The organism is Thiohalobacter thiocyanaticus, assembly GCF_002356355.1.
Taxonomy (GTDB): domain Bacteria; phylum Pseudomonadota; class Gammaproteobacteria; order Thiohalobacterales; family Thiohalobacteraceae; genus Thiohalobacter; species Thiohalobacter thiocyanaticus_A.
The window spans coordinates 2,237,626-2,252,119 of the sequence record NZ_AP018052.1; the positions used below are offsets into that span (position 1 = coordinate 2,237,626).

General features: G+C 65.2%; 13 protein-coding genes. 1 reads left to right on the plus strand and 12 read right to left on the minus strand.

What is annotated here, in order from left to right:
• Positions 1-81: 81 nt before the first annotated feature.
• The 8 genes from CFK21_RS10410 to sdhC all read right to left on the minus strand — a co-directional run bounded on the left by CFK21_RS10410 (position 82) and on the right by sdhC (position 6,423).
• A complete protein-coding gene (locus CFK21_RS10410; protein WP_096366593.1) occupies positions 82-576 on the minus strand; it encodes a L,D-transpeptidase in 495 nt (164 codons plus the stop codon).
• The gene (locus CFK21_RS10415) at positions 573-2,054 is read right to left on the minus strand and encodes an ABC transporter substrate-binding protein (protein WP_172844293.1); all 1,482 of its coding nucleotides are present in this window, start codon (positions 2,052-2,054) and stop codon (positions 573-575) included. Before CFK21_RS10415 ends, CFK21_RS10410 begins: the two co-directional genes overlap by 4 nt.
• 6 nt (positions 2,055-2,060) lie before the next feature.
• A complete protein-coding gene (locus CFK21_RS10420) occupies positions 2,061-2,546 on the minus strand; it encodes a CYTH domain-containing protein (protein WP_096366594.1) in 486 nt (161 codons plus the stop codon).
• Between the two features lie 213 nt (positions 2,547-2,759).
• Positions 2,760-3,026 (minus strand): FAD assembly factor SdhE, encoded by a 267-nt coding sequence (locus CFK21_RS10425; protein WP_369801201.1) that lies wholly within the window; start codon positions 3,024-3,026, stop codon positions 2,760-2,762.
• Positions 3,027-3,138: 112 nt separating this feature from the next.
• The gene (locus tag CFK21_RS10430; protein WP_096366595.1) at positions 3,139-3,840 is read right to left on the minus strand and encodes a succinate dehydrogenase iron-sulfur subunit; all 702 of its coding nucleotides are present in this window, start codon (positions 3,838-3,840) and stop codon (positions 3,139-3,141) included.
• Between the two features lie 104 nt (positions 3,841-3,944).
• Positions 3,945-5,711: a succinate dehydrogenase flavoprotein subunit gene (gene sdhA, locus CFK21_RS10435; RefSeq protein WP_096366596.1), complete on the minus strand. Its 1,767-nt coding sequence runs from the start codon at positions 5,709-5,711 to the stop codon at positions 3,945-3,947.
• Positions 5,708-6,049: a succinate dehydrogenase, hydrophobic membrane anchor protein gene (gene sdhD / locus CFK21_RS10440; protein WP_157745609.1), complete on the minus strand. Its 342-nt coding sequence runs from the start codon at positions 6,047-6,049 to the stop codon at positions 5,708-5,710. The genes sdhA and sdhD overlap by 4 nt, the downstream gene beginning before the upstream one ends.
• Entirely contained in the window at positions 6,046-6,423 is a 378-nt protein-coding gene (sdhC, locus tag CFK21_RS10445; protein ID WP_096366598.1) for a succinate dehydrogenase, cytochrome b556 subunit, read from the minus strand. The genes sdhD and sdhC overlap by 4 nt, the downstream gene beginning before the upstream one ends.
• Before the next feature lie 351 nt (positions 6,424-6,774).
• On the opposite strand from sdhC, the gene ygfZ reads away from it, so the two are divergent.
• The gene (ygfZ, locus tag CFK21_RS10450; protein WP_096366599.1) at positions 6,775-7,830 is read left to right on the plus strand and encodes a CAF17-like 4Fe-4S cluster assembly/insertion protein YgfZ; all 1,056 of its coding nucleotides are present in this window, start codon (positions 6,775-6,777) and stop codon (positions 7,828-7,830) included.
• A 127-nt stretch (positions 7,831-7,957) separates the two neighbouring features.
• Here the strand turns inward: ygfZ and CFK21_RS10455 are convergent, their stop codons facing one another.
• The 4 genes from CFK21_RS10455 to aroG all read right to left on the minus strand — a co-directional run bounded on the left by CFK21_RS10455 (position 7,958) and on the right by aroG (position 14,249).
• Positions 7,958-9,889, minus strand: coding sequence for a putative bifunctional diguanylate cyclase/phosphodiesterase (locus CFK21_RS10455; protein WP_096366600.1), 1,932 nt, complete (start codon positions 9,887-9,889; stop codon positions 7,958-7,960).
• A 261-nt stretch (positions 9,890-10,150) separates the two neighbouring features.
• Positions 10,151-11,671 carry a lysine--tRNA ligase gene (lysS, locus tag CFK21_RS10460; RefSeq protein ID WP_096366601.1) on the minus strand — a complete coding sequence of 507 codons (1,521 nt, stop codon included), beginning with the start codon at positions 11,669-11,671 and terminating at the stop codon, positions 10,151-10,153.
• Between the two features lie 224 nt (positions 11,672-11,895).
• A protein-coding gene (gene prfB, locus CFK21_RS10465) for a peptide chain release factor 2 (protein WP_096366602.1) occupies positions 11,896-12,994 on the minus strand; the annotation gives its coding sequence in 2 pieces (ribosomal slippage) (positions 11,896-12,918 and positions 12,920-12,994; 1,098 coding nt in all).
• Between the two features lie 172 nt (positions 12,995-13,166).
• Positions 13,167-14,249: a 3-deoxy-7-phosphoheptulonate synthase AroG gene (gene aroG / locus CFK21_RS10470; protein WP_096366603.1), complete on the minus strand. Its 1,083-nt coding sequence runs from the start codon at positions 14,247-14,249 to the stop codon at positions 13,167-13,169.
• Positions 14,250-14,494: the final 245 nt, after the last annotated feature.

Genomic DNA, 14,494 nt, shown 5'->3' on the forward strand with positions numbered 1-14,494 from the left:
GTAGGATGGGTGAAGACGCCGGGCGCCTTAACCCGCCACACCAAATCATGCAACGATGGGTTGCGCTGCGCTCCACCCATCCTACCGGATCAGTACCGGCAACCCCGTCTCCACCTGTTCGAACAGTTCCAGCAGATCGGCATTGCGCATGCGGATGCAGCCGTGCGAGGCCGGCACGCCCATGGGCTCGCTGTCCGGGCAGCCGTGGATGTAGATGTAGCGGCGCAGGGTGTCGACCGCCCCGCCGCGGTTGCAGCCGGGCTCCAGGCCGGTCAGCCACAGGATGCGGGTCAGGATCCAGTCCCGTCCCGGTGCGCTGGCGGCCAGTTCGGGGCTGTAGATCTCGCCGGTCGGCCGGCGGCCGACGAACACGGTATTGAGCGGGCAGTCGGCCCCGATGCGGATGCGGATGCGGTGCCAGCCGCGCGGGGTACAGCCGCTGCCGTCGCGCTCGCCCGGCCCGGCCGCACCGGTCGAGACCGGATATTCCAGTTGGGGCTCACCCTGCTCGATCAGCTGCAGGCGCTGATCGTCCAGCGTGACCCGCAGGTAGCGTCGCGGCGGCGTCTGTGTCATCTGCGCTGCACCTCGAGCAGCCCGTCGTAATTGCCGTGCAGGTTGAGGCGGTAACCCCGGATATCCGCCCGCGCGGCGTAGACATGATCCTCGTACCACAGCGGGACATACGGCAGGGTCTCCAGCAACCGCGCCTGGATGCGTCGATAATACGTGACCTGCTCGGTCTGTGTCTGCGCCGCCTCGGCCGCCTCGATCCAGGCATCGGTCTGCGCATCCCGATAGCGGCCGCGGTTGGCGCCGCCGGGCGGGAGCGAGGCGCTGTGGAACACGTGACGGAAGATGTCCGGGGTCTTGATGCCCACCCACATCAGGCTGTAGAGCTGAAAGCGCCCGGCCTTGATGTCGCCGTAGAAGGTGCCCCAGTCGTAGCTCTGCAGTCTGAGCCGGATGCCGACGCGGGCCAGCTGGTCCTGGAACACGGTGGCGATGCGCAGCCGCAGCGGATCGCTCGAGGTCTTGTAACTGAGCTCCAGCAGCCGCTGCGGGCCGTAGCCGAGTTCGCTCAGCAAGGCCCGGGCCCGATCCGGATCGTAGTCCACCCCGTCCAGTTCCGGGTGCCCGGCCCAGTGCCCGGGCGGCAGCAGCGCCCCGGCCGGCCGCGCCGCACCAGCCAGCAGATGCTCGATGATGGCGGCGCGGTCGATGGCGTGGGCCACGGCCCGGCGCAGGCGCGGGTCGCCGGTCTGCGCATCCTCGAGATTGAACCCGATATAACTGAAATTTGCGCCGCGATGGCGTTCGATCCGGATATCCTCGCGGCCGTCCAGGTAGCCGATCAGTTCGGCCGGCAGATCGTTCTGGATGATGTCCAGTTCACCGCGCTGCAGCTTGAGCACCCGCACCGTCGGGTCCTTCACCTGCTGGACGGCAAGCTGCTGGCCATCACTGCGCCGGCGCAGCCGCAGCTGGCCGTCGCCGCCCCGCTCGATCAGTTCCAGGGGGCCGCTGCCGATCGGTGCACGCTGAAAGTCATGCCCCTGCGCCAGCAGGCGGGCCGGCACGATGCCGATGACCAGATAACCGGGGAACAGCCGGTCGGCGCGATTCAGCAGAAACTCGACCGTGTCGGCGTCGACGGCGCTGACCTGCCCGATCAGACTGAGCAGGCCGCGGTGCGGTGATCCGGTGGCCGGATCCAGCACCGCCCGGTAGGTCGCGACCACGTCGGCGGCGGTCAGGGGCGCGCCGTCATGGAAGGGGGCGCGCTCAGGATCGAGATGAAAGCGGTAACGGGTCGGCGTCAGGCGCTCCCAGCGCGCCAGTTCCGGCACCGGCCGCTGCTGCGCGTCGAAATCGACCAGGGAGCGGTACAGCAGCCGGTTGACGCGCGCGGACGCCGCGTCGGTGGCGTGCAGCGGATCCAGGTTGGCGGGCCGCCCGGCAATGCCGAGCCGGATGACGTCCTCAGCAGGCGACTGGCAGGCCGGCGTCAGCAGGACCGCTGTCAGCAGCAGCAGGAGGCGCCAGCGGATCATCACCCGTCAGTCCCAACTCGGCCAGGGGTGCTCCGCCAGGTAGACATTGTAATAACGCGGATCGTCGGAAACCTCGGCCCCGGCCCAGTCCGGCCGTGCGAAGGCCTCGTCCTCGGCCTGCAGTTCGATCTCGGCCACCACCAGTCCGGCGTTGTCGCCCTCGAACACATCCACCTCCCACACATGCCCGGCCACCGGGACATGGTAGCGGGTCTTCTCCACCAGCCGGCCCAGGGAAAGCCGGTCCAGCATCTCCTCCGCCTCGGCCAGCGGGATGGCGTATTCGTATTCCAGTCGCCACACCCCCAGTTCGGCGCTCTTGATGTTGAGCCAGGCCCGATCGCCGGCGGTGCGCACCCGCACCGAGGCCTTGACGTCCGTGTCTCCGATCACCCGGGTCAGATAACCCTGGCGGTAGCGCACGCCGGCATCGGCGTCGTCGCGCCAGGCGTCGGAGGTGACCAGGAATTTGCGTTCGATTTCGATGGGCATATGAGTTATTCAAAATCCTTCAACGCAGAGGCGCGGAGACGCAGAGATTATTGAGGCAGGTGGATATCAGAATGATTATCCGCCATTCCGGCGCGGGCCGGAATGACGGGAAAACATGATCAGGGCTACCAACGTTTGTCGATAAATTTGCAATTTTTGCGATCTCTGCGCCTTTGTACCCATCGGGCATAAACGCCCCTGCGTTGAAGGTTTTCAACCATCATGACTCCCGGCCGCCGCGCGGATCGCCCGCGCCAGTTCGGCCAGGGCCGGGTCGGCCGGCGGCTGTCGGCCCATGAGCACTTCCAGCAGCACCTGATCCGGATACTCCAGCAACTGTTCCAGTCGCTGCACGCCGGCCGCATCCAGTTCATGGTAGCGGGAATCGACATAGGCCAGCAGCATCAGGTCCAACTCGCGCATGCCGCGCCGGCATTGCCACAGCAGGCGGGCGCGGCGGTTGTCGGATGCCGTCATCATTTCACCGTTGCGTAGAATGGGTGGAGGCGCCGTGCGCCGTAACCCATCGCCCGGGAGGACGATGATGGGTTGCGCTGCGCTCCACCCATCCTACATTCCGTGGCCATGAAAACTAGAGCGACCTCTTCAGCATGAGTTCCTTGATGTGACCGATGGCGCGGGTGGGGTTCAACCCCTTGGGACAGGCCTCCACGCAGTTCATGATGGTGTGGCAGCGGAACAGCTTGAACGGTCCTTCCAGGGCATCCAGACGCTCGTCGGTGGCCTGGTCGCGGCTGTCGGCGAGGAAGCGCCAGGACTGCAGCAGCGCGGCCGGCCCCAGAAACTTGTCCGGGTTCCACCAGAAGGACGGGCAGGAGGTCGAACAGCAGGCGCAGAGGATGCATTCGTACAGGCCGTCCAGGCGTTCGCGCTCGGCCGGGCTCTGCAGCCGTTCCACCTCCGGCTCGGGGTCCTCGTTGATCAGCCAGGGTCTGGCCGCGCGGTACTGCTGGTAGAAGGGTTCCAGATCCACGATCAGATCGCGCACCACCGGCATCCCCGGCAGCGGCCGCAGGGTCACCGGCTGTCTGAGTTCCTTGAGGGGCGTGATGCAGGCCAGGCCGTTGCGGCCGTTGATGTTCATGGCGTCCGAGCCGCACACCCCCTCCTGACAGGAGCGGCGGAAGCTGAGGCTTTCGTCCTGCGCCTTCAGCGCCAGCAGGGCATCGAGCAGCATCATGCCGGGCCTGATCTCCGACTCCGGGAGTTCGAGGTCCTGCATCCAGGGTTTGCCGTCGGTGTCCGGGTTGTAGCGGTAGATCGAGAATTTCATATGTAGCGCCGAGAGTCGAGGTTTCAGCCTGTGTAGGTCGGGTTAGCGAAGCGTAACCCGACGCGCGTCGCAGTGCACGTCTGTACCCTGCGTCTTGTATCCCATCAATACACCCGCTCCTTGGGCGGGAAAGTATCCACGCTCAGCGGTTTGATGCGTACCGGTTTGAAGTCCACCCGCTGCTCCTGCTTGTAGAACAGTGAATGCCTGAGCCACTGGTTGTCGTCGCGCTCGGGATAGTCGATGCGCGAATGCGCGCCGCGGCTCTCGCGCCGCTCCAGCGCCGAGCACACGGTGGCCAGCGCCACATCCATCAGGTTCTCCAGTTCCAGCGCCTCGATGCGGGCGGTGTTGAACACCTTGCTGTGATCCTCGATGCCGGCATCGGCCAGCCGCGCCTGCAGGGCCAGCACCCGGTCCACCCCTTCGCGCAGCACCTCCTCGGTGCGGAAGACACCGCAGTAATCCTCCATCGTCCGCTGCAGTTCGCTGCGAATGCTGCTGACCCGCTCTCCTCCGGCCGGCCGGTCCCAGCGGGCCAGTCGCTCCAGCGCCCGGTCCACGCTGTCCTGGTTGAGCGGGCGGTGGTAGCGGTGCTCGGCCAGGAACTCGATGATGTGGTTGGCCGCGGCGCGGCCGAACACCAGGATGTCCAGCAGCGAGTTGCCGCCCAGGCGGTTGGCGCCGTGCACCGAGACGCAGGCGCATTCGCCGGCGGCGTACAGGCCCTGCACCGGCTCCTCCGGCCCGTGGTGTTCGGGGGCGACCACCTGGCCGGTACGGTTGGTCGGAATCCCGCCCATGGTGTAGTGCGCGGTGGGATAGACCGGGATGGGTTCGTGCGCCGGGTCGATGTGCAGGAAGGTCTTCACCGTATCGCGAATGCCGGGCAGACGCTTGGCCACCACCTCCTCGCCCAGGTGATCCAGCTTGAGCAGCACATGGTCCCGGTCCGGGCCGCAGCCGCGGCCTTCGCGCACCTCGGTGGCGATGGCCCGGCTGACCACGTCACGGCTGGCCAGATCCTTCACCCTGGGTGCATAGCGTTCCATGAAGCGTTCGCCGTCGCCGTTGAGCAGGTAGCCGCCCTCGCCGCGCGCGCCCTCGGTAATCAGCATGCCCTTGCCGGCGATGCCGGTGGGATGGAACTGGAAGAACTCCATGTCCTGCAGCGGAATGCCGGCCCGCAGCGCCATGGCCATGCCGTCGCCGGTGTTGATCAGGGCATTGGTGTTGGTACGGAACAGCTGCCCGGCCCCGCCGGTGGCCAGGAGCGTGGTCTTGGCCTCGATGACGATGGGCTCGCCGGTGGCGATGTCCACGGCCACGGCGCCCAGCACGGCACCCTCCTCCGGGTCCTGGATCAGGTCGAGGGCGAAGTATTCGTCGAAGAAATGGGTACGGGCGCGGATGTTCTGCTGATACAGCGAATGCAGGATGGCGTGGCCGGTGCGGTCGGCCGCGGCACAGGTGCGCGCGGCCTGCTCGCCGCCGAAGTTGCGGCTCTGACCGCCGAAGGCGCGCTGGTAGATGCGGCCGTTGTCCAGGCGCGAGAAGGGCACGCCCATGTGGTCCAGTTCATAGACCACCCGCGGCGCGGCCCGGCACATGTACTCGATGGCATCCTGGTCGCCCAGGTAGTCGCTGCCCTTGACGGTATCGAACATGTGCCAGTGCCAGTTGTCCGGCAGCACATTGGCCAGCGCGGCATTGACCCCGCCCTGGGCGGCCACCGTATGCGAGCGGGTGGGAAAGACCTTGGACACCACCGCCACATGGGCCTCGGCACGGGACAGCTGCAGCGCCGCCCGCAGACCGCCGCCGCCGGCACCGATGATCAGGGCATCGAATTTGCGCACCGGAAGGTTCATTGTCCCACCACCGAAAACACAACCCGCAGCGACCACAGCCCGGTCCCGCCCAGCACCAGCGCGACCAGCGCCATCAGACTCACCCGCGCGCCGGTAGGGCGTACATAGTCCATGATCACATCCCGCACCCCGACCCAGGCATGGATCAGCAGGGTGGCGATGAACAGGGCCGTGGCCAGGTTGGGCAGCGGCGCGGCCAGCCAGGCCTGCCACTGGGCGTGGCTGTGCAGCGGCTGCCACAGGAACCAGAGCCCGGTCACCAGGATATACAGGGCGATATAGGCGGCCGTGAAGCGCTGCAGCAGCCAGGCCCGCAGGCCGTGTGCCTGACGGCTCACAGCAGCCCCCCGACGAACAGCAGCGCGGCCAGCGGCGCGGCCAGGGTCGCCACCCAGGCCATGCGCCGGGCCGATGTCCGTTCCATGCCCAGGTCCAGGTCCAGCAACAGGAAGCGGATACCGGCGAACAGATGGTGAAAGACGATCCAGGCCAGAACCAGCAGTGCCGCCTGCCCGGCCGGGCCCTCGAGCCAGCCGGCGGCGCGCGCGTAACCCGCCGGATCGCGCAGTGACAGTTCCAGCAGCCAGGCCGCAAGCGGCAGCAGCAGGAACAGCAGCACGCCAGTCAGGCGGTGCAGGATGGAGGTCACCGCGCCGATGGGCTGGCGGATCAGCAGCAGGTTGAGAAATCTGGGGCGTGCGTCGTGGGGCATGGATTGCGGCTTTTTGGAGATTTTATAGCATTGCACCCTGGAAATTGCCATAAGAGTATCATTAAGGGATCTCTGACTTAGAATGGCACTTAGTTAGCGTCATTGCGAGCACCCAGAGGGCATAAACGAAGCGTGGCAATCTCGTACTGCAGAATCAATTGGTTGGAGATTGCCACGTCGCTTCGCTCCTCGCAATGACGTAATTAACCAGAGGTTCCTTAATCCGCCACGGTGCGCCAGACTGCGGGATTCATGCCGGATTTCCCTGCAATTCCTGCCTGAGATTGACGGCGACGCGCTGAAAATGATACTCAACGAGGCTGCCCACCAGGCCGCGGAGCGGATACGATCATGAAACAGCAGTGGAAGAATTTTCTCGAGGCCAACGGCGCCGAGTTCGACGACAACGGCGTGGTGACCAGCTTCGGCAGTCCCCGGCGTGAACTGAGCGTGGCCCTGACCGGCAATGTCTTCGCCGACCTGTCGGACATCGCTGTCATCGCCGCCCACGGCAGGGACGTCCAGTCCTTCCTCCAGGGCCAGTTCAGCAACGACATCACCAATGTCAGCGCCTCGCGCAGCCAGCTGTCCTCCTACTGCACGCCCAAGGGCCGCATGCTGGCCAATTTCCGCTTGTTCGCGCGCGACGACGGCGTCTATATCGCCCTGCCCGCGGCGCTCAGCGAAACCTTCCTGCAGCGGCTGCGCATGTTCGTACTCATGGCGGATGTCACCCTGGAAGACGTCAGCGAGAACTTCATTCACCTGGGGGTATCCGGCCCCGATGCCGCTTCCGAACTGGAAGCCATACTGGGCCAGGTACCGCAATCAGTCGACGACGCCCTGACCCGGGACGGCTGCACCCTGATCCGCACGCCGGGCATGCATCCCCGCTTCGAGATCTTCGGGACGCTCGAGTGCATGCAGAAACTGTGGGAGGCGCTCAATGTGCGCTGCGCCCCCGTCGGCCAGCCCGCCTGGGGCCTGCTGCGGGTGATGGCCGGCGTGCCCATGATCCAGCCGGGAACCAGCGAGGCCTTCGTGCCGCAGATGGCAAACATGGAACTGGTCAACGGCGTCAACTTCAAGAAGGGCTGTTACCCGGGCCAGGAAGTAGTGGCGCGCATGCAGTACCTGGGCAAGCTCAAGCGCCGCATGTACCTCGGTCGGATCGCCGTGGAACCGCCGCCGGAACCCGGCAATGAACTGTTCACTGCGGACCGACCCGATCAGGGCGTGGGCCGCATCGTCGAGGCCTATCCGCACCCCGATGGCGGCTGCATGGCGCTGGCGGTGACGCAGATCGAGAGCATACGTCAGGGGGAGGTGCACCTGGGCGCGGCCGACGGGCCGCTGTTCGAGCCGGCCGAACTGCCCTACGACCTGCCGGAGGCGGCCTCGGGCTGAAACGATAGCTGTAGGATGGGTGAAGGCGTGCTGCGCCGTAACCCATCGCCGCACCGTGCAACGATGGGTTGCGCTGCGCTCCACCCATCCTACCCGCTCATGCCGCGAAGGTTAATCAGGGATCACCCTACTCCAGCCAGCCGCTCTGGCGGATCTTCGCCTCCAGTTCGTCGGGCGGCATGGCGTGTCCGAAATGGAACCCCTGGGCGATGTCGCAGCCCAGTGCCTTGAGCCGGTTCAGCACCCGCGCGTTCTCCACGCCTTCGGCCACCACCGACAGGCCCAGGTTGTGCGCCAGATCGATGGTGGAATGCACGATCACCAGATCGTCGGGGTTGTGCTCCATCTCGATGACGAAGGAGCGATCGATCTTGAGTTCGCTGACGGGCAGGCGCTTGAGCCGGCTGAGCGAGGAATGGCCAGTGCCGAAATCGTCGATCGAGAAGGACACGCCGCGGCGCTGCAGCCGCAGCAGAGTCTGGCTGAGCCGGCCGTAATCGCTCAGGAACAGATTCTCCGTGATCTCCAGCATCAACCGGCCTTCCAGCCCCCACTTGTCCAGCAGGGTTTCGAGTTCATCCGGAAAGGCCGGATTGAGCAGACTGTGCACGGACAGGTTGACCGAGACCGTGAAATCGAAACCCTGGTCGCGCCAGCGCGCGGCCTGCTCCACCGCCGTGGACAGCGCCCATTGATTGAAGGCCGAGATCAAACGCGACTGTTCGAGGGAGTGGACAAAGGCTGTGGGTGAGATCAGACCGCGTTCGGGCTGGGGCCAGCGCGCCAGGGCCTCCACCCCGACCAGCCGGCCGCTGCGGATATCCAGCTTGGGCTGGTACTCCAGCCGGAATTGCTGTTCATTGAGCGCGCGGCGCAGATCCCCGAGCAGGATCAGCTGCTGCGGGCTGTAGCTGTCGTCGCTGGCATCGTACACCGCCAGGCTCTGCTTACTGGACTTGGCCTGGTACATGGCCATGTCGGCGTGACGCAGCAGGGTGGTCATGTCCCGGCCGTGGTCGGGATATACCGCGATACCGATGCTCGCGGTCATGGACAGGCTGTGGCCGTCGAGTTCGAAACTCGAGTCCAGCGAACGCAGCAGGTTGCCGGCGATCTCGGCGGCCTTGGCCTCATCGGCATTGGGCAGCAGCAAACCGAATTCATCCCCGCCCAGACGGCCGACCGTATCGGAGTAGCGGGTGATCTCGCCGAAGCGCTCACTGACCAGCTTGAGCAGGCGGTCGCCGAATTCGTGGCCGAAAGTGTCGTTGACCTCCTTGAACTGGTCCAGGTCGAGCAGCAGGATGGCCAGCGGCTGGGCGATCACGCCGGCCACGGTCAGGCCCTGCTGGATGCGGTCGCGGAACAGGGTGCGGTTGGGCAGGCCGGTCAGTTCGTCGTACAGCGACAGGTATTCCAGTTCGCGGTTGGCCGCGACCAGGGCCTCGTTGAGTTGCTGCAGCTGCTGCTGATAGCGCTCGGCATCCTGGCGGGCATGTTCCAGCTTCTCGAAGGCCAGGGCGTTTTCGAGCGCCACCACGACCTGAGAGGCAAACAGGCTGAGCAGATTCAGGTCGGCCCGGGTGAAATCCTCGCCGTCGAGTTTGCGCAGGCCGGCCAGACCGCCCAGGAAGGTGCCCTTGCCGATCAGCGGCACCATCAGGACAGTGCCCGCGCGCGCCTCCCAGTGGGTGCGTTCGCGCTCGTCGAGTTCGTCCAGCACCCCGCGCCACCAGGGCTTCTTGTTGCGCCAGACCCAGCCGCAGATGCCCTGGTTGATGGGCAGGCTCTCGCCCACGGCTTCCTGGGCATATTCGCCGGAACCGGCCTCGTAGGTGTAGTGGGTGCGTTCGGCATTGAGCACCGGGACCAGAACGGTCTCGGCCTGGATGATCTCACGGGCCCGGTCGGCGATCAGCTGCAGCACCAGAGCCGGATCCCGCTCACGGCCCACGGCCAGGGCGGTTTCCTTCAGCAGTTCAAGTTCGTATTCCCGCTGTCGCAGGCTGTTGCGCAGCGCCTCGAACTCCGGATCCGGGCGCCGGGTCGGGTTTCCCATGAAGCAACCTGTCGTTGTAATTGTAAGCGGCGAAACTTAACAAAAGTGTTTCGAATATAAAGTTATCTATTTATTATTCCTTTAAAAATACCTCTCCTGTCCCGTATAAGGCCAGATTGCACGGGGGCTGTCAAGTTCTGACGTGAGGCGTTGGACGTGAAATGAACGCGTAGGATGGGTGAAGCGCAGCGCAACCCATCGTGGCGCGGTCAATCGATGGGTTACGGCGTCATACGCCTTCACCCATCCTACACAATATTCTCACTCCCCCGCCTTGCGCATATGCGGAAACAGCAGCACATCGCGGATGGAGGGCGAGTCGGTGAACAGCATCACCAGCCGATCGATGCCGATGCCCTCGCCGGCGGTGGGCGGCATGCCGTGCTCCAGCGCGGCGACATAGTCGGCGTCGAAGTGCATGGCCTCCTCGTCGCCGGCCTCCTTCTCCTGCACCTGCTGGCGGAAGCGTTCGGCCTGGTCCTCGGCGTCGTTGAGCTCGGAGAAGCCGTTGGCGATCTCGCGCCCGCCGACGAAGAATTCGAAGCGGTCGGTGACGAAGGGATCGGCGTCACTGCGCCGGGCCAGCGGCGAGACCTCGGTGGGATAGGCGGTGATGAAGGTCGGGTCCTTGAGCCGGTGCTCGACCGTCTTCTCGAAGATCTCGATCTGCACCTTGCCCAGGCCGTAGCTGTCCTTCAAGGGAATCCCCAGTCCCTCGGCGACCTTGCGCGCCGCCTCCAGGTCGCTGATCCGGTCCTCGCTGATATCCGGATTGAAATGCAGGATGGATTCCTTGACGCTCATCCGCGCGAACGGCCGGGAGAAATCATAACTCTCGCCCTGGTAGTCGATCTGCTGGCTGCCGTGGATGTCGCGCGCCATGTCGCGCAGCAGGGTCTCGGTCAGATCCATCAGGTCGTGGTAGTCGGCGTAGGCCTGGTAGAACTCCAGCATGGTGAACTCGGGGTTGTGGCGCGTGGACAGGCCCTCGTTGCGGAAGTTGCGGTTGATCTCATAGACCTTCTCGAAGCCGCCGACCACCAGGCGCTTGAGGTAGAGCTCCGGCGCGATGCGCAGGAACAGCTGCATCTCCAGGGCATTGTGATGGGTGATGAAGGGCCGTGCCGCCGCCCCGCCCGGGATGGCCTGCATCATGGGCGTCTCGACCTCCAGGAAATCGCGCGCGTTAAGGAAATCGCGGATGTACTGGACGATGCGGGTACGCTTGCGGAACACCTCGCGCGAGACCTCGTTCATGATGAGGTCCAGGTAGCGCTGGCGGTAACGCGCCTCGGTATCGGTCAGGCCGTGGTACTTCTCCGGCAACGGGCGCAACGACTTGGTCAGCAGCCGCAGGCTGTCGACCTTCACACTCAACTCGCCGGTCTTGGTCTTGAACAGGACACCCTCGGCACCGAGGATGTCGCCCACATCCCAGCCCTTGAATTCCTGATAGCGGCCTTCGGGCAGGGCGTCGCGCTGCACGAACAGCTGGATGCGTCCGGACATGTCCAGCAACTGGGCGAAGCTGGCCTTGCCCATGACGCGCTTGGCCATCATGCGTCCGGCCACGCAGACGCGGATGGCGTTGTCGTCGAAGAACTCCGGCGCCTTGTCGCCGTACTCGGCGTGCAGTTCGGCGGCCACGACGTTGCGGCGGAAATCATTGGGGAAGGCCGCGCCCTGTTCGCGCAGCGCCTGCAGCTTGCGCCGGCGTTCGGCGATCAGGCGGTGTTCCTCTTCGCGGGTGTCGGTGGCGTTGGTCTCGTTGGCGTCGGTCATGGTCGATTCTGTCATCATTGAGAAAGAGAGGCTATTTAACCTTGGACGTCATCCCGGCGAAGGCCGGGATCCAGAACTCGCCGCGATCACTGGATTCCCGCCTTCGCGGGAATGACGGGAAGTTCTACAGGTCGGGTTAGTGCAGCGTAACCCGACATGCATGGCGGCGAATTCCGTCGGGTTACGCCCTGACGGGCTAACCCGACCTACGAAATTGTGAGTTGTCAGAGGCCGCTTTTCAGACTGGCCTCGATGAAGGGGTCCAGGTCGCCGTCCAGCACGGCCTGGGTGTTGCCCACCTCCACGCCGGTGCGCAGGTCCTTGATGCGCGACTGATCGAGCACATAGGAGCGGATCTGGCTGCCCCAGCCGATGTCGGATTTACTCTCCTCTACACTCTGCTGCTCGGCACGGCGCTTCTGCATCTCCATCTCGTACAGCTTGGCCTTGAGCTGCTTCATCGCCGAGGCGCGGTTCTTGTGCTGGGAGCGGTCGCTCTGACAGGCCACCACGATACCGCTGGGTTCGTGGGTGATGCGGATGGCGGACTCGGTGCGGTTGACGTGCTGGCCGCCGGCGCCGCTGGCGCGGTAGGTATCGACCCGCAGGTCGGCCGGATTGATGTCGATCTCGAAATCCTCGTCCACCTCGGGCGAGACGAACACCGAAGCGAAGGAGGTATGCCGCCGGTTGCCCGAATCATAGGGCGACTTGCGCACCAGCCGGTGCACCCCGGTCTCGGTGCGCAGCCAGCCGAAGGCATAGGGACCCTCGACCCTGACCGTGGCGCTCTTGATGCCGGCGACCTCGCCCTCGGAGGCCTCGACGATCTCGGTGGCAAAGCCGTGACGCTCGGCCCAGCGCAGATACATGCGCAGCAGCATCTCGGCCCAGTCCTGGGCCTCGGTGCCGCCGGAGCCGGCCTGGATATCCACGAAGGCATTGCTCTCGTCCATCTCGCCCGAGAACATGCGGCGGAATTCCATCGCCTCGACCTGCTTTTCCTGCTCGGCGACATCGGCCTCCACGGAACGGAAAGTCTCTTCGTCACCCTCCTCCGCGGCCAGTTCCGCCAGCTCGGCGGCATCGGTCAGCCGCCCGTCGAGTTCCTCCAGCGTGTGCACCACCTCGCTGAGCCGGGCGCGCTCCTGGCCCAACTGCTGGGCCTTTTCGGGCTCGTTCCAGACATTCGGGTCCTCGAGTTCGCGCTCGACCTCTTCCAGCCGCTCCTTCCTGCCGGCATAGTCAAAGATACCCCCTCAGGGACTCGCAGCGCCCTTGCAGATCCTTGATGCGGTTGATGACCGGATTGACTTCCAGCATGGTTCTCGATTCCTTGACTGATGAATTCCGCCCCGGGTCAGGGCCATATGCCCGTTTCCGGCAGTGAGTAGGATGGGTGAAGGCGCTCAGCGCCGTAACCCATCACCCGGCCCGGTGGACAGCGATGGGTTACGCTGCGCTTCACCCATCCTACTCACTGTTCCGCCCCGGCTCAGGAAGCGGCGATGCTGTTGGGATTCTCGCGCCGCTGGCGCACGGCCGCGGCCAGCTGTTCGAGCAGACCCACGGTCTCGTCCCAGCCGATGCAGGCATCGGTGATGCTCTGGCCGAAAACCAGTTCCCGGCCCGACACCACGTCCTGGCGGCCGCCCTTGAGATGGCTCTCGGCCATGATGCCGACGATGCGGCTGTCGCCGGCGGCGATCTGCCCGGCCACGTCCTCGCCCACGATGAGCTGACGCTTGTGCTGCTTCAGGCTGTTGGCATGACTGAAGTCCACCATCAGCCGCGGCGGCAGCCCGGCCGCTTCCAACTCCTGGCTGGCCTGGTCGATGCTCACGGCGTCGTAGTTGGGCTGCCTGCCCCCGCGCAGGATGATGTGACAGTCATCGTTGCCGCGGGTGGAGAAGATGGCCGAGTGCCCCTGCTTGGTCAGGGACAGGAAGTTATGCGGCTGCGAGGCCGAGCGGATGGCGTCGACCGCCACCCGCAAGGTGCCATCGGTGCCGTTCTTGAATCCGACCGGGCAGGACAGGCCGGAGGCCAGCTCACGGTGCACCTGGCTCTCGGTGGTGCGTGCCCCGATCGCGCCCCAACTGACCAGGTCGGCCACGTACTGGGGGCTGATCAGATCGAGGAACTCGGTCGCCGCCGGCACGCCCATCTCGTTCAGATCGCACAGCAGCTTGCGCGCCACGCGCAGCCCCTTGTTGATCTGGAAACTGCCGTCCAGGTCAGGGTCGTTGATCAGGCCCTTCCAGCCCACCGTGGTGCGCGGCTTCTCGAAATAGACCCGCATGACGACCAGCAGATCGTCGGACAGGGTGTCACGCATGACCTTGAGCCGGCGGGCGTATTCGATCGCCGCCGCCGGGTCGTGGATGGAACAGGGGCCGACAATGACCAGCAGCCGGCCGTCTTCGCCATGCAGTATGCGATGAATCGCCTCGCGGGTGGCGAACACCGTCTCCGAGGCGTTATCACTGATCGGATATTCCTCGTGTACCTGGGCGGGCGGACTGACTTCCCGGATCTCGCGGATGCGCAGATCGTCGGTGTGGTAATGCTTGTTCATCGGGGCGGTTTCCGGCGTTGGCACGGGCCTGCAGTGGTTGCGCTAAACCTCGCATTATCCCAGAAATCCGGCGCCCTGTCAGGCCGGAATGGCCGAGCGCAGGATGGGTGGAGCGAAGCGCAACCCATCGGTGCTCCGCGTGCGATGGGTTGCGGCGCGCAGCGCCTCCACCCATCCTGCCCGCGTAACAGGGGTGTCAGTCCTGTAGGTCGGGTTAGCCCGGCAGGGCGTAACCCGACAAATGC

Excerpts from the sequence above, each read along its gene's own strand:
- sdhC (WP_096366598.1), bottom strand. The coding sequence starts at position 6,423 with ATGCCCCACGACGCACGCCCCAGATTTCTCAACCTGCTGCTGATCCGC.
- CFK21_RS10415 (WP_172844293.1), bottom strand. The coding sequence starts at position 2,054 with ATGATCCGCTGGCGCCTCCTGCTGCTGCTGACAGCGGTCCTGCTGACG.
- CFK21_RS10430 (WP_096366595.1), bottom strand. The coding sequence starts at position 3,840 with ATGAAATTCTCGATCTACCGCTACAACCCGGACACCGACGGCAAACCC.
- CFK21_RS10425 (WP_369801201.1), bottom strand. The coding sequence starts at position 3,026 with ATGATGACGGCATCCGACAACCGCCGCGCCCGCCTGCTGTGGCAATGC.
- CFK21_RS10455 (WP_096366600.1), bottom strand. The coding sequence starts at position 9,889 with ATGGGAAACCCGACCCGGCGCCCGGATCCGGAGTTCGAGGCGCTGCGC.
- aroG (WP_096366603.1), bottom strand. The coding sequence starts at position 14,249 with ATGAACAAGCATTACCACACCGACGATCTGCGCATCCGCGAGATCCGG.
- sdhA (WP_096366596.1), bottom strand. The coding sequence starts at position 5,711 with ATGAACCTTCCGGTGCGCAAATTCGATGCCCTGATCATCGGTGCCGGC.
- ygfZ (WP_096366599.1), top strand. The coding sequence starts at position 6,775 with ATGAAACAGCAGTGGAAGAATTTTCTCGAGGCCAACGGCGCCGAGTTC.
- CFK21_RS10420 (WP_096366594.1), bottom strand. The coding sequence starts at position 2,546 with ATGCCCATCGAAATCGAACGCAAATTCCTGGTCACCTCCGACGCCTGG.
- lysS (WP_096366601.1), bottom strand. The coding sequence starts at position 11,671 with ATGACCGACGCCAACGAGACCAACGCCACCGACACCCGCGAAGAGGAA.
- CFK21_RS10410 (WP_096366593.1), bottom strand. The coding sequence starts at position 576 with ATGACACAGACGCCGCCGCGACGCTACCTGCGGGTCACGCTGGACGAT.